Source organism: Photorhabdus khanii NC19, from assembly GCF_000517265.1.
Classification (GTDB): Bacteria; Pseudomonadota; Gammaproteobacteria; order Enterobacterales; family Enterobacteriaceae; genus Photorhabdus; species Photorhabdus khanii.
The window spans coordinates 352947-375080 of the sequence record NZ_AYSJ01000004.1 but is presented as its reverse complement, the minus strand read 5'-3'; the positions used below and the strand labels follow the sequence as shown (position 1 = coordinate 375080).

General features: G+C 46.3%; 14 protein-coding genes and 3 pseudogenes. 4 read left to right on the top strand and 13 right to left on the bottom strand.

Annotated elements, in window-relative coordinates; all coding sequences use genetic code 11:
• Positions 1 to 78: 78 nt before the first annotated feature.
• Both btsR and PTE_RS06090 read right to left on the bottom strand, forming a co-directional pair.
• Positions 79 to 795: a two-component system response regulator BtsR gene (gene btsR / locus PTE_RS06095; RefSeq protein WP_036844066.1), complete on the bottom strand. Its 717-nt coding sequence runs from the start codon at positions 793 to 795 to the stop codon at positions 79 to 81.
• A 2-nt stretch (positions 796 to 797) separates the two neighbouring features.
• Positions 798 to 2495, bottom strand: a complete 1698-nt coding sequence (locus PTE_RS06090; RefSeq protein ID WP_036844065.1) for a sensor histidine kinase — start codon at positions 2493 to 2495, stop codon at positions 798 to 800.
• Between the two features lie 235 nt (positions 2496 to 2730).
• Between PTE_RS06090 and PTE_RS06085 the strand changes: the two genes are divergently transcribed.
• Genes PTE_RS06085 through PTE_RS06075 form a run of 3 tightly spaced genes read left to right on the top strand, consistent with a single transcriptional unit; the run spans position 2731 to position 6028 of the window.
• Complete coding sequence (locus PTE_RS06085) at positions 2731 to 3702, top strand: HlyD family secretion protein (RefSeq protein ID WP_036844064.1); 972 nt, start codon at positions 2731 to 2733, stop codon at positions 3700 to 3702.
• A gap of 11 nt (positions 3703 to 3713) precedes the next feature.
• Positions 3714 to 4859 carry an ABC transporter permease gene (locus PTE_RS06080; RefSeq protein WP_036844062.1) on the top strand — a complete coding sequence of 382 codons (1146 nt, stop codon included), beginning with the start codon at positions 3714 to 3716 and terminating at the stop codon, positions 4857 to 4859.
• Entirely contained in the window at positions 4859 to 6028 is a 1170-nt protein-coding gene (locus tag PTE_RS06075; protein ID WP_051477221.1) for an ABC transporter permease, read from the top strand. The genes PTE_RS06080 and PTE_RS06075 overlap by 1 nt, the downstream gene beginning before the upstream one ends.
• 1104 nt (positions 6029 to 7132) lie before the next feature.
• Here the strand turns inward: PTE_RS06075 and PTE_RS06065 are convergent.
• Positions 7133 to 7579 (bottom strand): annotated as a pseudogene (locus PTE_RS06065) (type VI immunity family protein); the annotation flags it as partial.
• A 448-nt stretch (positions 7580 to 8027) separates the two neighbouring features.
• Between PTE_RS06065 and PTE_RS06060 the strand changes: the two are divergent.
• Positions 8028 to 9389, top strand: a pseudogene (locus PTE_RS06060) (reverse transcriptase domain-containing protein).
• Positions 9390 to 9489: 100 nt separating this feature from the next.
• On the opposite strand, the pseudogene PTE_RS06055 reads toward PTE_RS06060, so the two are convergent.
• The 10 genes and pseudogenes from PTE_RS06055 to PTE_RS06010 form a co-directional block, all read right to left on the bottom strand.
• Positions 9490 to 10187, bottom strand: a pseudogene (locus PTE_RS06055) (type VI immunity family protein); the annotation flags it as partial.
• Between the two features lie 38 nt (positions 10188 to 10225).
• Positions 10226 to 10435, bottom strand: coding sequence for a hypothetical protein (locus PTE_RS06050; protein WP_036844059.1), 210 nt, complete (start codon positions 10433 to 10435; stop codon positions 10226 to 10228).
• 3 nt (positions 10436 to 10438) lie between these two features.
• Entirely contained in the window at positions 10439 to 11584 is a 1146-nt protein-coding gene (locus PTE_RS06045) for a DUF3396 domain-containing protein (protein ID WP_036844058.1), read from the bottom strand.
• 15 nt (positions 11585 to 11599) lie between these two features.
• Positions 11600 to 12964, bottom strand: a complete 1365-nt coding sequence (locus tag PTE_RS06040) for a VRR-NUC domain-containing protein (protein WP_036844057.1) — start codon at positions 12962 to 12964, stop codon at positions 11600 to 11602.
• A 2-nt stretch (positions 12965 to 12966) separates the two neighbouring features.
• Positions 12967 to 15090 (bottom strand): type VI secretion system tip protein TssI/VgrG, encoded by a 2124-nt coding sequence (tssI, locus tag PTE_RS06035; RefSeq protein ID WP_036844055.1) that lies wholly within the window; start codon positions 15088 to 15090, stop codon positions 12967 to 12969.
• A gap of 497 nt (positions 15091 to 15587) precedes the next feature.
• Entirely contained in the window at positions 15588 to 16130 is a 543-nt protein-coding gene (locus PTE_RS06030) for a CDP-archaeol synthase (protein ID WP_036844054.1), read from the bottom strand.
• Positions 16120 to 16743, bottom strand: a complete 624-nt coding sequence (locus PTE_RS06025) for a CDP-alcohol phosphatidyltransferase family protein (RefSeq protein ID WP_036844053.1) — start codon at positions 16741 to 16743, stop codon at positions 16120 to 16122. The genes PTE_RS06030 and PTE_RS06025 overlap by 11 nt, the downstream gene beginning before the upstream one ends.
• On the bottom strand, positions 16740 to 18314 hold the full coding sequence (locus PTE_RS06020; RefSeq protein ID WP_036844051.1) for a fatty acid CoA ligase family protein: 1575 nt from the start codon (positions 18312 to 18314) through the stop codon (positions 16740 to 16742). The genes PTE_RS06025 and PTE_RS06020 overlap by 4 nt, the downstream gene beginning before the upstream one ends.
• Positions 18311 to 19366: a hypothetical protein gene (locus PTE_RS06015; RefSeq protein WP_036844050.1), complete on the bottom strand. Its 1056-nt coding sequence runs from the start codon at positions 19364 to 19366 to the stop codon at positions 18311 to 18313. Before PTE_RS06015 ends, PTE_RS06020 begins: the two co-directional genes overlap by 4 nt.
• Complete coding sequence (locus PTE_RS06010) at positions 19359 to 22103, bottom strand: phosphoenolpyruvate synthase (RefSeq protein ID WP_051477219.1); 2745 nt, start codon at positions 22101 to 22103, stop codon at positions 19359 to 19361. The genes PTE_RS06015 and PTE_RS06010 overlap by 8 nt, the downstream gene beginning before the upstream one ends.
• Between the last annotated feature and the right edge of the window lie 31 nt (positions 22104 to 22134).

The following is a 22134-nucleotide window of genomic DNA, read 5'->3' as shown; positions in this document are numbered from 1 at the left end:
GGTTAAGTGGTTAGATTCAGCAGGTAAGCGGTGAGTCGAAATTTACTAACCTGCTGAAGATGTGATGAATATCACGCATTATTTCAGCCCTAATGCCTCTTTCAGCGGTTTCAGATAGCGGCGGCTGACAGGAATAGTTTGACCATTACGTAAAACCAATTCGGCTTGTCCATTATCACCAAACAGGATTTCGCGCAGATGGGTCATATTGACCAAATATTGACGATGATTTCTCATCAGTGGTGTACGGGTTTCCAGTGTGCGAAGAGTCAGTTCAGTAAATCCTTCCTGCCCATTGGTACACATAACATAGACTCCGCTTGGGCGGGAGGTGACATAAAGCACCTCATCCTGTTGAACCAGCCAGATCCGGCTGTGGCCTGTGCATGGGATATATTTCAGCGGCTCTTCTGCTGTCAGAATGGAAATATCCTGTTTCTGATGCCCTTGTCGTAATCGTTGTAAGGTTTTGGTCAGACGGTTTTTTTCCAGTGGTTTTAATAAATAATCAAATGCGCTTTCTTCAAACGCTTGTATTGCATATTCATCAAATGCGGTCAGGAAAACGATATAGGGGCGGTGCTCTGGATCGAGCATACCTACCATTTCTAATCCGGTGATACGTGGCATCTGGATATCCAAAAATACAACATCCGGTTTCAGGCGATGTATGGCCCCAATAGCCTCAACGGCGTTGGCACATTCGCCAATAATTTGGATATCCCGTTCTTCTTCCAGCAAACAACGCAGGTTTTCCCGTGCCAGCGGTTCGTCATCAACAATTAATATATTCATGCTCACACAGTTTTATCAGCCTCTTTATTTAATGGTAAACATAAAATTACGCGGGTAAATTGTTCTGGCTGGCAATCTATTTGCACACCATAATTTTCACCATAGCGAAGTCGCAGCCGTTTATCCACCAGGCTCATTCCTAGTCCATCTCCCATAGAAACTGACTTATAAAGACCCGCATTATCTTCCACTTCCAGTATCAGCAATCGATCCTGTTGATGAGCTCGGATGGTAATCCTACCGGTTTCCAGTAATTGTGATGTGCCGTGTTTGATCGCATTTTCTACTATTGGTTGGAGAGAAAAAGCAGGCAGTTTGGCGTGAAGCAGAGATTCCGGCAGTTCAATAGTTATTTGCAGGTGATCACGGAAACGGGCCTTCTCAATTTGTAAGTAAGCATTCACATGCTCTATTTCATCAGACAGAGTGACGATCTCTTCTGACCGTTTCAAGTTTTTACGGAAGAAGGTTGAGAGATATTGTACTAACTGACCAGCCTGATGACTGTCTCGCCGTATCACTGCTTGCAGGGTATTTAAGGCATTAAATAAAAAGTGAGGATTCACTTGCGCGTGAAGCAGCTTAATTTCTGACTGGAGCAGTGATTGTTTGTTACGTTCATATTGTCCGGCAAGGATTTGGGCAGATAACAGGCTGGCAATACTTTCCCCCAGGGTGCGATTGATTGAGCTAAACAGACGGTTTTTGGCTTCGTAAAGTTTAATTGCTCCGATAACTTGCTGATTTTCTCCCCGTAGTGGAATGACCAGGGTGGAGCCTAGTTTGCAAGTTGGATTGATTGAGCAACGGTAAGGTATTTCATTGCCATCGGCATAAACCACTTCATTATTTTCAATTGCCCGGCGGGAGTGCTCCGAGGAAATAGGTGTTCCAGGAAGGTGATGATCTGAACCGATACCGATAAATGCCAGCAGTTTTTCCCTGTCTGTAATGGCGACGGCACCAATTTCCAGTTGCTGATAAATAACTTTTGCTACCCGCATACTGTTATTTTCATTAAATCCTTTTCGCAAAATACCTTCGGTATAGACAGCGATTTTCAGTGCCTGAGCAGAAAATGCACTGGTGTATTTTTCAAATATAGCACGCCGGTCAAGTAAGATACGCATGAACATGGCTGAACCAATACTATTGGTGACAATCATCGGGGAGGCAATATTTTTTACCAACGCTAATACTTCACTGTATGGGCGGGCAAGTAGCAGTAAAATGCCCATCTGTATCATTTCAGCACAAAACGTGACGATAGCGGCTGTCCAGGGATTAATCAGTCGGTTTATTTGACCCCGTTTCATCAGATAGCGGTGAATAATGCCACCGATTAAACCTTCAACAATGGTTGATATCATACAACTGAAAGCAGTCATCCCTCCTAGAAAATAGCGGTGCAGCCCCCCTGTTAAGCCAACTAAAGCTCCGACGCCTGGCCCGCCCAGAAGCCCGCCAAGTACAGCGCCAATAGCACGGGTATTGGCAATGGAATCACCGATATGCAGACCAAAATAAGTCCCCATAATGCAGAAAATGGAGAAAATGACGTAGCACAGCAATTTATGAGGTAAACGTATTGTAACTTGTAACAGTGGAATAAACAGAGGTGTTTTACTTAGCAGCCAAGCGATTACCAAATAGACGCACATCTGCTGTAGTAATAACAACACAAGGTTAAATTCGTACATGGGTTTTCCGGAAGGATGGCGAATGTTGCTAGTTTACAGAAATAGTTAAATAAGATTATCAAAAGTTTATTTCAAGTAGTTCAATATTTGACAAGAATCATAAACCACTACACTATTATAAAGACTTATTCTTTCCGTCAGTGATTATACGTACAAATATATAAGAAATTTTCCGTGAAATAATGCGAAGATGCTATTAGTTTCAGGTTGAGCAATTTTGAGTGTGTAAGACATAATGAAAAAAACAACACTTTTTACGATCTTACTGGTTATCCTGCTCACAGCAATGGCTGTGTTATTTCGTTCTCATAACCAATATTTATTGTTACAGGGTGAAGTTGATGCGCCGGAAGTGATTGTGGCATCTAAGGCTAAAGGCCGGGTGATCGCGCGCCACGTCGAACGGGGAGATGATGTTAAAACAGGTCAGCTCCTGATCACACTTGAAAGCCCTGAATTACTGGCTCAAGTCGCTTCATTGGAAGCTATCCGTGATCAGGCTAAAGCCCAGTTAGAACAATCTCTGCATGGTACGCGTGAAGAAAGTATCCGGAATCTGGAAGCGGGTTTAGCACAGGCTCAGGCTGAATATGATAATGCGGTACGTGAATATAACCGTATTCAGAACATCGCGTCTAAAGGCTATGTTTCACGAAATGAACTGGATAACGCCCGCAGGAGCAGGGATGTTTCCTATCAAAAAATGCAGGGAGCAAAAGCTGCGTTAGATGAAGGTGTGCATGGTGACAGGATTGAGCTACGCCAGAAATATGCGGCGGCTCTGCGTCAGGCTGAACAGCAACTCATTGAGTTACAAACCCAGAAGGATGATTTACAGGTTAAAGCGCCAGTCGAGGGTGAAGTTGGGCCGATTCCGGCAGAGGTTGGTGAACTATTTAATGCCAACAGCCCGCTGGTGACATTAGTTCGTGTACCGGAAGCCTATTTTATTTATAACTTGCGGGAAGACATTCTGGCGAAAGTGCGTAAAGGGGATAAAGTCAACCTTCGTGTTCCTGCGCTGGGTGATAAAGAGATCGAAGCAGAAATACGTTATATCGCCCCGATGGGAGATTACGCAACCAAACGCGCGACGCGTGCGACCGGTGATTTTGACCTGAGAACCTTTGAAGTTCGTTTATTTCCCTTACAGCCGGTTGAAGGTTTACGCCCTGGTATGAGCGCCTTGTGGCGTTGGGATAAATAGGTGATTTGCTGATGAGGAGCAAGGTTGCATGGCGTGGGTTCGAACGCGCTTTTAGTCAAGAGATTCGGGCTACGATCCGTAGTCCGGTTTTTCACTGGCTAAGTTGGTTATTCCCTTTGATGCTGTTTGTGCTAATCAGCGCTAACTTTTCAGAAGGGACGTTGCTCAATCTGCCGGTCTCGGTAGTGGATAATGATCATAGCTCGTTGTCACGTAGTCTGATCCGTAATCTGGATGGCGCTTCTCATGCGCATATTAAATCCTACGATGGTGGATTGCATGAATCTCTTGAACGGCTTGGCAACGCTAAGGATTACTCTCTGCTTTATATCCCGAATGATTTTGAGGCTGATGCTCTCCGGGGGGACCAGCCAACCGTTCGTATGTATTACAACGCATTGTTTTATGGTGCCGGAAGTTATTCTATTCAGGACTTCAGTGGAGTCATGGCGGAAATCAATGCCAAATACCGTTCCATATTGGCAACGGAGATGGAGCGCCAGTTACCTCCGTTAGCCAGTGTCACACTCGCTTATGACAGTCTTTTCAATGCCAGTGGTAGTTACATTTATTATCAGCAGTTTGCGGCCACTATCCATTTGTTGCAGCTTTTTGTTGTGACTTGCACGATTTACAGTATGGCCCGTGGCAGTACGCTGATGACAATGAAACCGTTTACCTTCGCCCTGTTGGGAAAATTGATGCCTTATACCTTGTTTTTTACTCTGTTGTTGATCGTGGAATTGGCGGCGCTGATTGGGGTATTTGATGCAAAAGTGAATGGTAATCCAATATATATGGTGGTAGTCGGTTTCTTCTATGTGATTGCCGCTCAAAGTATTGGTCTGTTGTTATTTACTTTCACCAATAGCACATTGACAGCGTATAGCCTTATCGGGGTGTTGGTGAGTATTGCGATGACCTTTTCAGGTATGTCAGTACCCGAATTATCAATGATATTGCCGGCGAGGATAATTGCCAATCTTGAGCCTTTGACCCATGCCTTGAATGCGATGTTTGATATTTTTCTGCGTGAGGTTTCTTTACTGGGTATTTTATCTGTTTGTGCTTCGTTACTGACTTATCCGGTCGTTTGTTCCCTGCTGGTGCGTAACCGGTTATTGAAACGGCTTAGTCTGCCACAAGGCGGTGAATGATGCAGATGTATTGGCAGACTTTTCGCCGGGTGTTAATGGGAATGCTGGAAAAACCCATGTGGATGTTGATGCTGGCTTCCCTGTGTCTGATGAGTTTGGTGTATGTCCGGCCAACAGTATGGGATCTGCCCGTTGCCGTGATCGATCAGGATCACAGCTTCGCCAGTCGTGCTCTGATACGTCAGCTTAATTCCACGGCTAAAATTGCTGTCCGCAGCTATGACAATCTGGCTGATGCTCGTCACGATCTGCTGTTACGTGAAATTTTTGCGATTATTATCATACCGGCGGATCTGGAGAAAAATATCCTTAATGGAAAAAATATCACCTTCCCGATTTATGGAGATGCAACGAGTCGTCTTGCCAATGGGCAAATTCAGCAAGAGTTGACCTCTGCCCACCGGCAATTGCTGAGTGAATATAACAGCAAATTACTCTTGAAATATGGTTTCAGTCCTGAACAGGTAAAGCTACTACTGATGCCAATTCGTAGTGAAACTGTTGGGCTGTTCAACCCAGGAGTTAGCTTTGCTGCAATTACCTTCCCTGGTTTGTTGGTGATGTTGTTGCAACACTCTTTGCTAATATCTTGTGTGCGGGTCAGTATTACGATGCGCAGTACGCCGAAAGGTAAACCACCATTACCCGTCTATTTAGGTGCATTATCGGCGTTATTACCAATCTGGCTTTTCCTCTCCACTCTATTTTTTGTTCTTTGGCCGTGGGTATTGGGATACCGGCAGGAAGCGTCTATTCCTCTGTTATTAATGCTGACTTTCCTGTTTATGCTGGCGGTGTTCGGATTAGGAAAGCTGGTGACAGAATGCATGCGCAGTGTGGAAATGATCTATCTGACGCTCGCCCTTAGCACAACGCCTGTGTTCTATATTTCCGGCACAATCTGGCCAGTACAGGCGATGCCTGATTGGGTGAGGGCAATCTCTTCTGCCTTACCATCCACTTGGGCGACAAAAGCGATTGCAGGTGTTAACCAGATGGGGCTGCCATTACAGAATGTACTGGGCGATATCGCCATGATGCTGATCCTTGGCGTGGTTTATACGCTGCTGGGGATTCTGATTGGGAGGGTGCGCAGTGGTGAATTTAGCAAAAATCGCCGTAAACCTTCGTCCAGTGCGGGAGGGGATATAAGGCGAGAAACCCGATAGGGGCAGGTAAAAAACTCGGTACTGTACTGATATTGGAAGAGAAAACATCAGGAAAAACGGATTTTAAATTTATTAACTTTGGTTATAAACAAAACCAAGCTTAAAAAACACGTTAGCTTTCTATTCGATGCGATTAATCACGAAGTATTGAAAGCACGATTAATCGCATTAAAAGATTTTTTTAAGTAAAAGATGTTACATGGTTGAAAAAGGTTTTCGAAAAGAGAGATAAATCGTTAAAGAAAGCCAGGAAGCTTTTTGATTAATCGGATTAATAGAGAGAAAAGGATAAAAACGCTTAGCAGTATTAAAAATGATTAAAGAAATAGGCTTTGATTTTAATATCATTGGAATATATTTTTACCCTCTCTGGTTTTAAACCTGGAAAATCAAATAAAGGAAAAAACTTCAGTATCAGTTTAATGGAAGTAGTAAAATTTAAATATGAGTCAGAAAACGGGAAAAACGATTGGATTTACAAAAAACGGCACAATGAAAACCATTCATTAAATAAATGTTTAATTAAAAAATAAGAAAACCCTCAGAATGAGAATAGCTCGTAAACCCCTTTTCATTGGCGATGCATTCTCCTCTTATTTTACATTTATTTAACCTGTCATAATCATTTGAAAACGCAAATGCAGAGGAGATTAACACTTTGATATAAAAGGTGGATTAAACTCAATAAACATATTTTTCAAATGGACAGTGAATTGTATTTAATCGAAGTCCATTAATTATTAATAGAAAGTTGAAAGGAAATCAGCGGGAAAAAGAATATTATCCGAATAGATTGAGATTAATATGTTTTCTCACTATTATTTTACGAAGCCAATCACACCGCTTTGCATGTTGTCAGTGTTTATGATATCGATGCCGGCGTTGCTCTTTACCAAAAAGCGGCCAACAGCCGGGGCAAAGAAGGTGAAATGAAAAATAAGCAAAGTGGAATCCCGCCCTGAGGGCAGGATAACGCTGAACTAACTGGCACTCTAAGGGAAAGTCGTCATAGAAGTTAAAACTGGTCAGCTGTGATCTCCGCCGGGAAAAATAATCATGAGTTTCCATATGCTCTCCGTTCATGATGAGGCAGGGGATAATCTGTTATTCCCACGTGTTTTCTGCTTCCCGTATCAGATGCCATACGGTTGTCCCCGGCTCTGCGCCCTGAATATCAAAGGCAGTCGAGCCCTGAACAAAGAAATATTGTTTGTCAGGCTAGCTGTCGGTGCGCCAGAATCCGCTGACAAGCATCGGTTCGCCGGTTCTCACCGGGGTTACATGCAGGGGGCCCCGGTCATAGCGGGCATACCAAGCCAAGGTGGAAGTTGAATTAAAATGACCCGCCCCATAAAAATGCAGTGAATGACCTTCACGGGGGATCACTCGTATCGGACGTATCAACTGGTTAATAGCAAAATAACTCTCCGGAACACTGCCCGGCAGCGGGGTCAGATCTGGGTATTTACCCACTCGTATCATCAGACCATTGGAGTAAGGACTAATGACCACATCCGGGTAACGAGCCAGTGTTTTACGTATCCAATGCTCCGTGCGCTGTGAAAAGCTGCATTTATCTTGCAGGTGAAAGTCCTGCTCCGGAAGGCATAGCCAGTGCCACCGGATAGCGAGTCTTGCGCCGTCCTGGGTAACTTGGAGGGTGAAGCGTAGACAGCGAAGCATTCGAGCCGAAACCAAAGGGTGAACGTGATACCCCCGAAATGGAACTAATTGTGGGAGCCGACAGGTTGGAGCACCTGGCAGGCAACAGGTTACCGGAGGCCATACTGGCAAATTGCCAAAGGAAACCAACCACCGGGGGAGCAGGCGTCAGCGAGTTTGCAGAGATGAATGACGGAACACAGGAGATCCGGAGGGTTCCCTGAGGAACTGGGTATCTGTGGCACAAGTGCCAAACACAAGGCCACAGAAATGGCTTTCCGGAAGTCGGAGTCAGCCATAGTAGTAATGAAGCGAGTAATGACCGTGGAGCGAAGGGCTGGCAGACAGATCGAACGTAAGAGGGCAACAATGGCCGTACACAACTGACGGACTATCATGGTTAACAAAACTTGAGCGTATAGGCGAGAAATCAGCAGGTAACAAACAATGGGTGTTCAATAACTTGGGGCACCTGTTGAACAGTGACATGCTTCAAGGGCAATTCCTGGGGCTTGACGGGAGTAAATCTGTGGGTATTGCTCGCATGACAAAAGCCGCTTACGGTGAACACCNTGATGAGNNTATTCATAATCTCATTTTGGGAATACGCAGAGGGACGTTCCACCCGAAAGCCGCCAGAGTCACCGAGATCCCAAAAGAAGACGGCAGTAAACGACCTTTAGCGATTTTGTGCACAGAGGACAAACTTATCCAGCTTGCGGTCAGTGATATCCTCAGCCGAATCTAAGAACCGATGGGAATGCCTAGCTCTTCCGGTTTTCGGCCGGGATTAAATTGTCATGCGGCATTAAAGACGCTACAGCAGCAAACACTCCGTAGCTGGAATGGAGCCGGAGTGGAAATTGACATCCGAAAGTATTTCAACATGATACCTCATGATGAGCTGATGAATTTACTTCGGAAGAAAATATCAGATCGCCGTTTCCTCAGATTGATCGAGGTATTAATCACGGCGCCCGTCATAGTGGGTAAAGAGACATCCAGCAATGTGCGTGGGTGTCCCCAAGGTTCAATCCTGTCGCCGGTGCTGACCAATATCTACNTGCATCATGTGATAGACGAATGGTTTGATGAAATCAGCCGTTCCTATATACATGGACGGGCAGAGATGGTGAGGTATGCTGATGACATGGTGTTTACTTTCCAGTATCCCAGTGAAGCTAAACGTTTCTACAAGGTATTACCTAAGAGACTGAATAAGTACGGCTTGGAGTTGCATGAAGACAAATCGCAATTAATTCCTGCGGGTCACATTGCAGCAATGCGAGCTAACCAGTCAGGAAAACGCTTGCCAACGTTCAATTTTATGGGATTTACCTGCTATTGGGGGAAAACGCGAAAGGGTTTCTGGCGACTGAAATTTACCAGCCGAAAAGACCGTTTCGCCGCTAAATTGAAGGGACTCAGGGACTTTCTATGGAAGAATATGAGTACCGACAACCGGCAAATCCTGAATACCGTCATCAGAGTGATCAGAGGCTGGATACACTATCACGGCATATCTGATAACCAGAGACGAGTTGGGCAGTTTATCTACCAAAGTATGCGAATAATCTATAGATGGTTCAACCGTAAAGGGGGTTGTCGCCGACTGACGTGGAAAAAGCTGAATCTCATCTTGAAAATGCTGGGTTATCCAACGAAATGGAAAACCCGATCAACACTCTGGACTCGCTGAATATGTGTGGGGTCACTGATCCGCCGGGAGCCGGANCCGGNAGTTCCGNNCGTCCGGTTCTGAGGAGGGGCCCGTCTGGGTAACCGGCGGATCTACTCAACCCACCCAGACGTCCTACAAAGCGTTTAGACAGCAGGGTGATCCAGTTCATCCCTCGGATGGAATGACCATACTGTAATTTGGCTGTATGCACTGCCGAGTTCACTTGCAAGGCGGGGTAGCGTTGCGCTAACTGGTACTCCAGGGGAAAGTAGTCATAGTAATCTTTGGGTAAGACTAGGCAGTAACCACAGTCCCCACTGTCGGGTTCGAGTTGTTCACACAGAAAGTCCAGCCAGGCCATAAACCGGGTCATGCCGTCTTGCTCTTTCAGATAATCCCAGGGCAGCACCAGACTCAGGTAAGAGCTACCATCTTCACCATCAATTTCTCGGGAGTCCAGATAACGCATCAGATAATGAGGTGCCTCATTTTCATTTTTAGCATTACTGACGACCCAACCACAAAGCTGGTTTTTTTCTGATTAAGAATGCCTTCTTCTACTTTGGCAATATTTTCCGGTGAATATTTGCTTAACCCTTTCAGTGAATGGCTATGAAAACGCAACTGAGTACCAAACTCTTCACGAAAACGGCGATAGCAGGCCAGAATGCGCTGTTTTTTCTCCAGCGTGTAGCCCTGTTTAAAAAACAGGGTAATTGAAAGACTCAAGCGGGAAACAGTCAACCCATCGGCATTGATAAAAAGAAAAGAGGTCAGTTGTGATCTCAGTTGGGCAAAGTAATCTACAGTTTCCATCATTTTCTCCGTTAATTATCGGTGATTTGACTTTGTCGTTATTCAGCACGGTGATAACACTGCCGGTTAATGGTGCGCCAGAAGTTGCCATCCCCGTTGCTGTCCGACTCTTTGGCGGCAAGTTTTGCCAAAACCTGTTGGCCGGGCAGGGAAGATTGCAGGTTGCCGAGCAGACCGGAGAGGATTTCACTGAAAAACTGGAACTCCAGCGCATCCTCTTCTTCCCGCGTCTCTTTTTTGCTTCTCACCCTTTACTCATTCCTATTTTCTGCTTCTCGTATCAGATGCCATACCGTTGTCCGCGGCTCTGCGCCCTGAATATCAAAGGCAGTCGAGCCCTGAACAAAGAAATATTGTTTGTCAGGCTGGCTATCGGTGCGCCAGAATCCGCTGACAAGCATTGGTTCGCCGCTTCTCACCGGGGTTACATGCAGGGGGCCCCGGTCATAGCGGGCATACCAGGCTTGTGTGGAAGTATCATTAAAATGACCCGCACCGTGAAAGTGCAGGGAATCACCTTCTCCCGGCACAAAACGTATCGGGCGAATCAGCTGGTTAATAGCAAAATAACTCTCCGGGACACTGCCCGGCAGCGGTGTCAGATCCGGGTATTTGCCTGCGCGGATCATCAGACCATTAGAGTAAGGACTAATCACCACATCTGGGAAGCGTGCCAGTGTCTTACGTATCCAATATTCCCCGCCCAGCCGTCCGACAAAGCGTTTGGACAGCAGGGTGATCCAGTTCATGCTCCGTATAGAATCGGCATAGTCATCCAGTGTGGTATGAACCGTAGAGTTGACTTGCAGGGTGGGGTAGCGCAGGGCCAGTTGATACTCTAAGGGAAAATAATCATGGTAATCTCTGGGCAGGACCAGACTGTAGCCACAGTCTCCCCAGTCAGGTTCGAGCTGTTCACACAGAAAATCCAGCCAGGCCATAAATTTGGTCATGCCGTCTTGTTCTTTCAGATAATCCCAGGGCAGCACCAGACTCAGGTAGGAGCTACTCTCATCACCATCAATTTCTCGGGAATCCAGGTAATGCATCAGATAGTGGGGGGCTTCATCGAGATTTTTTGCATCACTAACATCCCAGGTAGAAGGTTGATTTTTTTTCTGATTAAGAATACCCTCTTCCACTTTGGCAATATTTTCCGGTGAATATTTTTTTAACCCTTTCAGAGCATGGCGGTGAAAACGCAGCTGAGTGCCGAACTCTTCGCGAAAACGGCGATAACAGGCCAGAATGCGTTGCTTTTTCTCCTGAGTGTAGCCCTGTTTAAAAAACAGGGTAATTGAAAGACCCAGGCGGGAAACAGTCAGTCCATCGCCATTGATAAAAAGAAAAGAGGTCAGTTGTGATCTCAGTTGGGCAAAGTAATCTACAGTTTCCATCATGTTCTCCGTGAATTATGAGGCGATGGCGAATGTCACACCCGCTAATATGGTTAGGACGGCAGCTAATGCTGCGGCACTGACTGCGGCGGCGGCAGCTAAAATTTCCACTAGCGCAATCAGCGCAGCAGCGACAGCAAGGGTGACGAGGATAACAACGGCAACTTCGACAATAATCACCACCACTTCCAGCATCTCTTCACCCACCTTTTTCAATATTTGCATCCAGCTAATGTTTTTCAGCTCTTCCAGGGTGATATCTGAGCCCTGTTGCACGGTTTGCCACCGGGCTTTTATCTCACTCTCAGTCCAGGTTACGATTTTCCCCGTTTGTTCACTGACCCAGGAAAAAGCGTAACTGGCCTGATGAGTTATCGGGTCAATGATCTCTTCACATATCCACTTGCCGGCTTCACTGAACCATGCCCCAAACTGGGCAAGGAGTTCACGGGTACTGTTACGGATGTAATCTAACCCCTGCTCTGTCAGGCCTGCCACTTCCTGCCCGAGAATAATCCAGTCTTCATAGCTGGGTAGAAACGACCAGGGGGATGTGCTAACCAGCGGGATATTTTTGGCCAGCGGTTGTGGAATGGTCCCCGGTGTACCCTCTTCGGGAGGTGTGGGAGCGGGTAAGGCGTCATCATCAGGAGGTGAACCGGGTGGCAGGGGAGCCAGCGGTATCGGATTTTTATAGTGTTGTGAACCGGGTTGATAAAGTTTTCGCCATGCCTCATCATACTGTTTTTGCTCTTCTGTGCGGCTATCGTCGATGCGCATCACACCAAAACGATCACGGGTAGCAATCTGGATATAATCCTTTTCTTGGTCTCGACTTAGTTCATCCCCTGGAAATTTTACTTCAATTAACATTTTCAGATTGTCGGGGTGCACGGAACCATCAAAATAGGTGGCATTCCTGCCAGGCCAGCGGAGAGCTTCATTTTTAACCAGAATAATATCGGGCCGACGGATACTAACAACCCCAAATTTCTCTGCGTCTTCGGCAGAAGGTCGGGCAAACGGATTACTGGATTGCGGTAAATTATCACCATAACGCTGCTTAGAGATTTGACTGGTCGCTAGCATAGGCAGAGGAGCGTCCTTTTTCCCTCGGATAGCAAACACCACTTCCGCTTTATAGGACCACAGGAAATCATGTTTGTATTCCTCGACTTTAATCAACCCACTCATAATAATTTGATTAAGAAAACGAATGGCGCCCTGCTTAGTGACAATCATTGCAGGTAGCCGCAGGGCGTATTCGGCTTTTTCCGCCAGATAGCAGGGGTCTTCATCGGTGGGAAAAACCCCTATTTCCATCGTGCAATTAATTGAGGTGACGGCCGGACATAAGTTGCCGTTGTTGGATATTGCCATACTTATTTCTCCTTAAACTCCATAACATACTCTACCGGTGTGTTACCACTGACCCGGTATAAGGTTTTCTTCGGTTTCGGTGGGGATTCTGGTGAATCCAGTTGCAGATTTTCTTCAACCTCACTCTGTACGGTCACGGTTCTGCCTAGCGCGTCGGTTTTACCGGAGAGGACCTGCCCGTCGGCGGTGGTGATGGTATAAAGGGTATTCACCAGCGGCTTACCGCTTTGCTCACTTCGCAGGGTATAGCGTGCTGAATAGTCAAACAGCGCATCGGCGGATTTCTTGCCGGTGATATGGTCAGACATTGTGATACTGACACCTTCGATACGGATATTTCCCATTGGGTCAATGACTATCTGCCCGCCCGCGTTCCCAATAGTGATTTGCCCGCTTTCCGAGTGCACAGTGATATGTTTACCCACGGCAATTTGCTGGTTATCGGTGACGTTAAATTGATGGCTTTTACCAATTGAAATGGCTTGCTGACCTTTAATAGTCACCGTTTGATTTTGACTGACTTCAAGCGTCTGGAAGCCCTGCACAGCCTCATCATCATCGTTTTTAATAATGGTGGTGCGGTTATGTTTGACTTCTGTTTTCTGGTCATGGTTTATCTGTGTGGTTTTATCCCTGAGAACCTGCGTCTTCATATCCCGTTGAGCATGAATAAATACTTCCTCGCTGCCGTTTTCATCCTCAAAACGCAATTCGTTAAAGCCATGACCTTTATGGGTCTTGGTTCTGAACGTGGTGCGGGTCTTTTCCTCAGGCAAATTCAGCGGCGGACGGTTAAGTGCATTATAGGTACATCCGGTAATAATGGGGCGGTCAATATCGCCGTTGAGATAGGAGATAATCACTTCCTGGCCGACGCGCGGTGTGGCCAGAAAGCCAAATCCGTTGCCATTCCAGCCTTGTGCCACCCGTACCCAGCAGGAAGCCTGGTCGTCAGGCGCGTCGTAACGGTTCCAGTGGAAGTGAACGCGAACCGCCCCCTCTTTATTCACATAAATTTCTTCCGTGCCCGGCCCGACAACCGTGGCGACTTCATCGCCGTCAGCCAGGGGTTTATAGCGGTAGGGCGGACGCCAGTCGTTGCGGCCGGGAATAAACCGGGTTTGTGAATTGAGGGTCGTGCCGGCTCCGCCATCACCCAAAACGGCGGGCACATGCCCTTTATGTTGGGAAGAGACGACTTGCCAGCGGTCATTCATGGTGTCAATCGGGTGGTGGGTTAACGTGAAGATCCTGCCCGGCATTAATCGAATACAGTTACTGTCCGCTTGCCCTGATTTGCTGTCGGCACGTAAAGCTTCCAGCCGGTACTGGGTAAATGGCATGCCCTCTTTGTCTTTCTGAAAACGCCCGTAACTTTCGAAAATGTGAAATGGCGTGCTGTTTTCTGCTGCAAAATCTGTTGCGTTATGTTGCAAGGCATAATTGGGGTTGTGGTAATTTCGGTCTTTTTGAGTGATGGATTCCGGGCGCATGTGGGAACCCAGAGACCATTTGGAGATAACATTTTCTTCTATTGCGCTGGTGACATCCGGGTTGTAGATCAGCGTATCCGGTACTCTCATGTGTAAATGGCTGTCGCTCACATGGAGTCCATCATCGGCGAACCAGAAGAAAATCCCCTCTTCCGCCGCCAGGCGGGTAAAGAAATCATAGGATGATTCCCTTTTCATGGTGATGTATTCCCGTACTGAATGCGGGCCATTAAAACGTATATTGGCCCGGAGTTTCTTCTGTTTCAGTATGCTGTGTAAAATCTCGGGAACGCTGAGTTGGTGATAGATACGGCTGTCCTGATCGAGTGTCAGCAGCCACATTTCTGGTCTGACGGTCAGGTGATACAGAGTTTGATGCCGGTTTGTGGTCCCAACAACCGCACTTTCAACCAGTCCTTTCACTTCCCGTTGCGGATTATCGTCACGGGTAACGGTGAACTGTGCGGTTTGGAGCAGAAGGGTATCCGTATCAATATCTGAACGCGGTGCCGCTAATGTCAGAGACAGGGTAAATAACGATGAAAGTGCTTCATCTAACGTAAAATTGACGACCGCAAAAGTCATGGGCGCCAGGTTGCCGATAGTGCAGGAAAAGCGGAGTCCGGTTTTCATGATTTTTCCTCAATGACATAATCTTTTGGTGTCCGGGCGTTATTGAAAGATGTCCAGTATTCATGACCTTCCATCCCCGGAGAATATCGGGATCACTCGATTCAGGGATACATGAGGCAAGGTGTGCCTGTCTCTTTTATGATCAAACATTAATGAGAATTTATATGTTGATTTAATAAATATCAAGATTGATATTTTAAAGATGTGTAAATCTCACTTTATAACTGTCACTGGTGTAAATTTTATCGGCGTTTAAGTAACATAATGATTTAATTTATTTCTAAAAGTTTGGTTTAAGGAAGATTATTTTAATCAAGTTATGGCATCATGATAGCCCAATGTCATAAGCTGGAATTAATAGTTAATGAATTGTTAAGAAGGTGAAAAATGTGACGTTATGTTGTTTTGGTCGGGGATTTGATGTCGTATGGAAGCAAGGTATTGTCAGCGGTCTGAATGGCTTCCAAAAGGAAGCCATTTTTCTGCGATATTCCCACCTAGAATCTCGTCTTTTTCAGCGAAAATAAAAACAGCATATTTTTAACGATAAAAGCGCTGATTAAAAACCAGAGAAAAATGAAAAACGCATCAATATAAGTAAGGTTAAGGCAAATAAAATAGGCCATTGTAATACCAATGGCGGAATCAAGCTGATCGAATAAAATAAACAGCTGCTTATTTTGCTTCGGATGTTGTCCCGGTGGTGCGCCGAGTCTCCTTTTCAACCAGGAGTTTGGCAACTCGAAAAGAACGTAACCTAAACCCGCCAGGAACCCGGTAAATAAACAGGAGGCAATGGTCCGTGGAATAATGGTGTCCTGTGTTTCGGTACAGAGTATTAACCACAGCGGTGAAAATAGCGCGGTAATAATCGGTACAGCAATAAAACCACGCCAGGTCTTGTTGTAGCCGAAATAACGTTGATGTACCGGGATAGCCCAGTAGGAAAAATAGTTTTTTGTAACAATCACCATGTGTAAACAACCACCAAGGATAACGGGGATAAGTAAAATCCCCGCGTGATAAAAACTATTGAACATAGAGACTCCAGAAATGAAGACCTGTAAATAAAACAAACCCCGCAAGTGTTGTACTGACGATAGTACTGAGATGTTTGAACTTATAAAACGGACGATCCCATAGCATGGCGATACTGAATGCAAGAAGCGCTAGCGTTAGTAAAAGCTGAGCCAGCTTCGGCGTTGCCACTAAGCCGACCAAAGCGTAACCGCTAATAATAAATAAACTCCAGAATACGGGCATACCAAGATAGGAGAGCTTACTTTCATTCTTAATATTCCCAACTTCATTGAAGACAGATAATCGCAGACAACCACTGATTATCATTAAGATAATAAACAGGGAATACCAAGATTGATAACCGGAAAGGTATAGGATAATGGCTGGTGAAACCAAGTAAATCAGTTGATCCATAAAGCCATCGAGATAGCGGCCAAAGGAACGGTCAATGTGTAAATTTCTGGCTATGATGCCATCGAGTGCATCGCCAAGCATGGCAAGATATAAGAACGCAATGGCAAGATAATACCAATGCTGTAATGCGGCTGCCACGGAGAGAGCGCTAAATACTGCTCCACCAATAGTGATATAGTCCGCTCTGTTTAGCTGGATGATGAAATGGTTACTGTTCATAATTTTTCCTTGTATGGAAAGGAGGATAATTGGCCTTTCCTGAGCATATTTATCAGTGCTATGCGGTTTATTTTGCTGTTATGGCGAATGTCGACGGGAATAGGATTGACATAATAAATTCGGGTAACCAGAGTGAGATCCAGTTCGTCTAAAATGGTGGATAAACCTGTCGGCAGGGTGGTACTTTCCAATATCAACGCGGCTCCACCCAAAGGATGCAACACGAATGCGCTCCGTGCGACGTTTGGCAGTTCATTGATCCTTTTTTCCACCACATAGGGATGGATAATGCGCCCATCATCTAACAGCACCTGGTCTTTTACCCGTCCAAGCAACCAGAGCTGTCCTGTGGTATCCAGGCGGCCAACATCACCGGTACAGTGCCATATCCCTCCCTGTTTACGCGGGAGTTTGTTTTCTTTTGTTGCTTGTGGATTATCAATATAGTCTTTGAGCACATGAGGTCCGGCAACCAGAATTTCACCTATATCACCGGTAGCCAGCGGAGTAATTTGCTGGGGATCAGCGGTTATCTCTCTGATACATATTTCCGCTTGTGTGACGGGTTTCCCGGCCAGATAACCATCATGGGTTACCCAGTGATTTAATTGCGTTGTCATTTCGACCGTACTGATCGGTTCAACCTCGGTGGAACCATAGACCACCAGACGCAGAGCATGTGGGAAGACTGCCTGGCAGTTTTCAAGCAGTTCCTTATTGGCAGGTGCACCGCCTACGATGACAGTCCGCACGTTAGGGAATGACAATCTCTTGTTTCTGGCGTAATCAGTGACTTTGCTCATATAGGCGGGGGCACCGCTGAGGCAGGTGATGCCCTCATCTTGCAACTGCCCGACAATCTTCTGCGCATCAACAGTTGCAGGATGGGCAAAGTCAAAATCAGGCAGAATACTGCTGTTGCCGCAGCACAATGAATGCAGCACCATAACGGGGAAACTGTGCAGGTCGATCTCGCTCTTTTCCCCGGGAAAAATCGCTTTTATGGCATAAAGTTGTGCTAACAGGCTGTCATGAGTACGGTTTGCACCTTTAGGCATACCGGTAGAACCTGAGGTAAAAGTAATTAATCCAGTCGTATCCGGCAGTAAATCCCGACAGATAAAGCTATTCATTGATGAATGTTGGCTGGGGGCTTTCAACACTTTCATGCCCCAGATTGGCTGTCCGATAACAAAACGGCGCAGTCGCCACAGTTCGGGGATCAGAAACCAGAATTTTCCTAACGCAGGTTGGGTGATAACCGCCGATAATTTGCTGTGTCGTAGTGTCTCCCGGAGCTGTTTTCTGGAAAGCCCCCGTTCAAGCATCACCGGAACCAGCCCCAATCCCAGAATGGCGATAAGTAATGGGTAAAGAACTAAGCCTGGCTGAACGATCACTAACAAGCGATCGCCGGCCACGAGTCCGGCCTGAGTTAACAGATGCTGGAAGTGGGATGCATGAGAAAAAAATTCCCGAAAACTTAAACTACTGCCGTGTGGTGCTTGCAGGGCTAAATGCTCAGGGTATTTTTGGGCCGCATCGACAATTGGCTGACAAATATTTGTCATGCGAGCCTCCTGTAATAAAGCGCGTATTGATGTCTGGTGGAGGCAGGTGTATTGAAAAGCCGTTGTGCGGTCTTTAATGATTTATTATCTTCGCGCATCAGGGCACCCCCCAGACGGGGATGAATACGGCTGGCACTCTGCTGATATGAGTGATACAGCGCGTGATATAGCCGACTTCCCCGGTATTGCGGCGCGACTGCTACGGTTTTCAACAAGCCTATAGCGGGCTGACCGTTTTGGCTCACGGATAAGCTAAGAATTAACCCGGCAATCTCACCACTGTCGGTTTTAGCCAGGAATGATGCAGGATAATGGCAAAAAGGTTTAATAAACGCCTCACCGCAATACTGTTGAAATGTTGCCCATGACGGTGTGGTGTAAGCGAAATTTTCGCCGAAGACTGAATCAATAAAGGAATATAATCTAACTTGTTCCTGTATCCATAATTCCGGCGTTAGCGGCAGTAACGTCGCCTGAGTATCAGGGAGCTTTTGCCCACGCTGATAGTCCAGCCGAAAATTGTTTGCTACTGCCTGAGTATCGTCGAATATCGAGGTGTAGCGGTAACGAGTATCGAACCCTAATCCTTCTAACAATAGGGAGTAATAAGGCGGGTTGTAAGGTTCATGCTCAAAGGGGGGAACATCAAAATGATCAAGCCGGACGCGGTAATGCCCGAAGGTTGAGAAGTTAATCGGCCCGTAGAGATTGTGTGCGCCATTTTTCTTGGCCCATTGTTCCAGGGCGTTAAACAGCATGGTGTTGCTTGCCATATCATTATCGGTTTCCCAAAAACCGAAAAATGCGGCGGATTGACCATCAACGGCGTGGGGCACTAAAAAACCGGCAAGACGGGTTTTCCCCGTAATACAGCCAATCCAGGCTTTGCTGTGATTAAACCAAGGATTCTCCAGACTGAACTGTTGTTGTACTTTCTCCCGGTCTTCGCCAGGCCAGAGCGGCCAGTCACGGTAGATTGTTGCCGGAAGATCGAGAAAACTTTCAGGTAATGGGGTGGCCGGGGACCATTCACCCATGAAGATATCAGACATGTTCGTTCCTTGAAGGTAATTCTTCTGTCGTGGTGTCGTGCAAGCGGATAACACTCCCGGTTGCGCCATCCATGCGTACCCGATCGCCATCTTTTAAAATTTGGGTGATCGCCGGAATGCCGACAATGGCGGGGATCCCCAGTTCACGAGCAACGACGGCAGAATGCGAGAGGGTGGAACCGCGTTCGATCAATAACCCGCCTGCGGTAGGGAATAGTGGTGCCCAACCGGGATCGGTACGGACGGTACAAAGGATCTGCCCTGCTAATGACATCTCATCCTGTGGGTTTTTAATTAAGCGGATGGTTGTTTCAACCACCCCTGGATAACAGCCTATGCCCTGTAGCATGCCGCTATCGGTTGGGGTCTGTCGCTCCTGATAGGGATAGCTGTAATCTTGCTGTTGATACAGTGAGCCTCTGATAAAGAAGTGGTGAGCAGGCTCATCCTCTGTTTCGTAGCTGGCGTATTCCTGTTTGCGTATAGCGACTAAAGGCTTAAGCTGGGTCTGTACTGCTGTTCCTTCGTAACCGCTGTAGATCTCCTCTAACGTCAGATAGAAAATATCGCGGGGTTCTGCGAGGAGTCCTTCTAATGCATATGCCTGGCCGAGCTGTATGAAAATATCCCGGTATAGCCCAAACATACGGGTTCGGGTGAAGCGCATATTTTCCCGGTGGCGTATCGCCTGACGTAATTTACGCAGATTTTTTTTAAAGGCTTCCATACGCTTGGAACCAAGTTGCTCGCGTATTTGCTGAAATGCCGTGTTTTCAGCTTGAGTACGCAACTTTCTTTCTCGGCTGGACAAGGTTTCTGGTGTGAGGGTATCGATCGCAAGGTAGTTTTTTATTATCAGAAATAGAAAACTGGGATCTTGTTTTAGCGTAATGGTCTCCAGCTTTAGCTCACCCATAGTACGATCGCCATATTTTTCAATATAATCAATGCACTGTTGGTGGAATGATGTATCGAGTTTGCGTACCTGAGTTAACAGGGTACGTGCATCTCCGTGTGTTAGCAGGGTGCATAATGCTGAATTCTGGCGTGCGTACTGGCACATTTTCAACAACACTTTAGTCGGCTGGGTGCTTTCTATATCTTCATCCCCGGAAAGAAGATCGCCTAATAATGCGGACGAGTTTTCAATACCCGCAGCGGTCAGTCCCCGGTGTACCCGGCCATTGAACATCATCACATAGAAGTCATTCAGGATAGGTGTCGTCCAGCGTTGTAGCAGATGTTCATCCAGATATTTCAATTTCTCGATCAGTTGGCTGCTGTTGCAGATGTGCAATTCAGTTCGCCTTATGGCGGCAGCATGCTGTTTAAACTGTTCTAAGAAAAGTTCTACCCGCTGATCCATTGTTCTGAAAGCATATAACAGGCGCAGGAGTGCCCACCCCATCTGTGGGAGTTTTTTTATTTTATCGCTCAGTGAAGGTGTTTTATCTTCAATAAAATCAACGGGGTCTTCCAGCCCCATCATTCTTTCCATATCTTTTTTATTGGTTTGGAAAGAGGGCAGTAATAATAGTCCTTTGTACCAATTATTGATGTTGTAATAGATCCTGCCTTTAGTTAAACCGAGCATGTTTTCCAACATGGAACGATGCTGATTAACTTGTTTATCCGAACAGCCTAAGGCACGTATTGTCTGTTCATAAACAGTGGCATAACCTGCGCGGGCAAAAGAGAAAGTCAGCGGCGTTGTTATTCCACAATAAGATTCCTGAATATTGGAGTTATCGAAAATAATATGGCGTTCGCTTTTATCATTCAGACGGGGTAACCGAGTGATTGGCCGAGTCTGTAGAATAAAGATTTGGTGGTTTTGAATTGTCCATTCAATATCTTGTGGACATCCCCGTGCCGCGGCGATTTTTTTGCCAATATCCCGCAATGCATAGATTTCTCTATCGGGTAAAGTCGGTTTCCACTGTTTTTCTTCCGCGACGGGCATTGTTACCGTACCGCTGCCGCTGGTGGTATCGAAAACACTTGCTGTCCCTTTTTGCGTGATATGGCGTTCGATTTCAGGTGTAGTGAGGTGAACGGAAAATTCATCGGTATCACATTCGCCGGAAACCACACCTTCTCCTGTGCCCCAGGCGGATGAGATTAGGCAATGTTGTCTGCTGCCGGTCACTGGATGTGCAGTAAACATGACACCAGAAACCTCACCGGCAACCATGTTTTGAATGATGACAGCGCTACGGATATTGCCCATCGGCAGCTGTTTGTGTAAACGATATTGTAACGCGCGGGTATTAAAAGCTGAGGCCATCACGGCGCGTAAGCTGTCGGCAAGGGCGGATTTGCCACGCTGAAACAGATAGCTGTCCATCTGTCCGGCGAAGGACGCGTTGGCTGCATCTTCACCAATAGCTGATGAGCGAACAGCAAAAAACGCATCCGGGTAATTCTCTGACAAAAGAGCTAATTCTTCTTCTAACTCAGTAGGCAACGGAATCGACTGTAGCCATTGGCGCAGAGGAGCGGCGATGGCGTCGAGTTTTTCCTGGCTAATATCATGTGGCACGGCAGCTAATTGTTCCACAATGTTAATCGCAAACGTATCGTTGATTAATAAACGGTTCAGTACCTCGCTGCTGATGACCCAATAATCAGGTACAGGGAAACCGTTTTGCGTAAGCCATAATAAATTAGCCGCTTTACCGCCTAAGGAATGTTCTGCTAATTCAATAGCGCTATCTTGAGTATAGAGATATTTCATGTTGTTCCACCAATGCAGCAATAGTACACCT

What these genes read in the sequence shown, in the direction of transcription:
- btsR (WP_036844066.1), bottom strand. Translation starts at nt 795, where the DNA reads ATGAATATATTAATTGTTGATGACGAACCGCTGGCACGGGAAAACCTG.
- PTE_RS06090 (WP_036844065.1), bottom strand. Translation starts at nt 2,495, where the DNA reads ATGTACGAATTTAACCTTGTGTTGTTATTACTACAGCAGATGTGCGTC.
- PTE_RS06085 (WP_036844064.1), top strand. Translation starts at nt 2,731, where the DNA reads ATGAAAAAAACAACACTTTTTACGATCTTACTGGTTATCCTGCTCACA.
- PTE_RS06080 (WP_036844062.1), top strand. Translation starts at nt 3,714, where the DNA reads ATGAGGAGCAAGGTTGCATGGCGTGGGTTCGAACGCGCTTTTAGTCAA.
- PTE_RS06075 (WP_051477221.1), top strand. Translation starts at nt 4,859, where the DNA reads ATGCAGATGTATTGGCAGACTTTTCGCCGGGTGTTAATGGGAATGCTG.
- PTE_RS06045 (WP_036844058.1), bottom strand. Translation starts at nt 11,584, where the DNA reads ATGGAAACTGTAGATTACTTTGCCCAACTGAGATCACAACTGACCTCT.
- PTE_RS06040 (WP_036844057.1), bottom strand. Translation starts at nt 12,964, where the DNA reads ATGGCAATATCCAACAACGGCAACTTATGTCCGGCCGTCACCTCAATT.
- tssI (WP_036844055.1), bottom strand. Translation starts at nt 15,090, where the DNA reads ATGAAAACCGGACTCCGCTTTTCCTGCACTATCGGCAACCTGGCGCCC.
- PTE_RS06030 (WP_036844054.1), bottom strand. Translation starts at nt 16,130, where the DNA reads ATGTTCAATAGTTTTTATCACGCGGGGATTTTACTTATCCCCGTTATC.
- PTE_RS06025 (WP_036844053.1), bottom strand. Translation starts at nt 16,743, where the DNA reads ATGAACAGTAACCATTTCATCATCCAGCTAAACAGAGCGGACTATATC.
- PTE_RS06020 (WP_036844051.1), bottom strand. Translation starts at nt 18,314, where the DNA reads ATGACAAATATTTGTCAGCCAATTGTCGATGCGGCCCAAAAATACCCT.
- PTE_RS06015 (WP_036844050.1), bottom strand. Translation starts at nt 19,366, where the DNA reads ATGTCTGATATCTTCATGGGTGAATGGTCCCCGGCCACCCCATTACCT.
- PTE_RS06010 (WP_051477219.1), bottom strand. Translation starts at nt 22,103, where the DNA reads ATGAAATATCTCTATACTCAAGATAGCGCTATTGAATTAGCAGAACAT.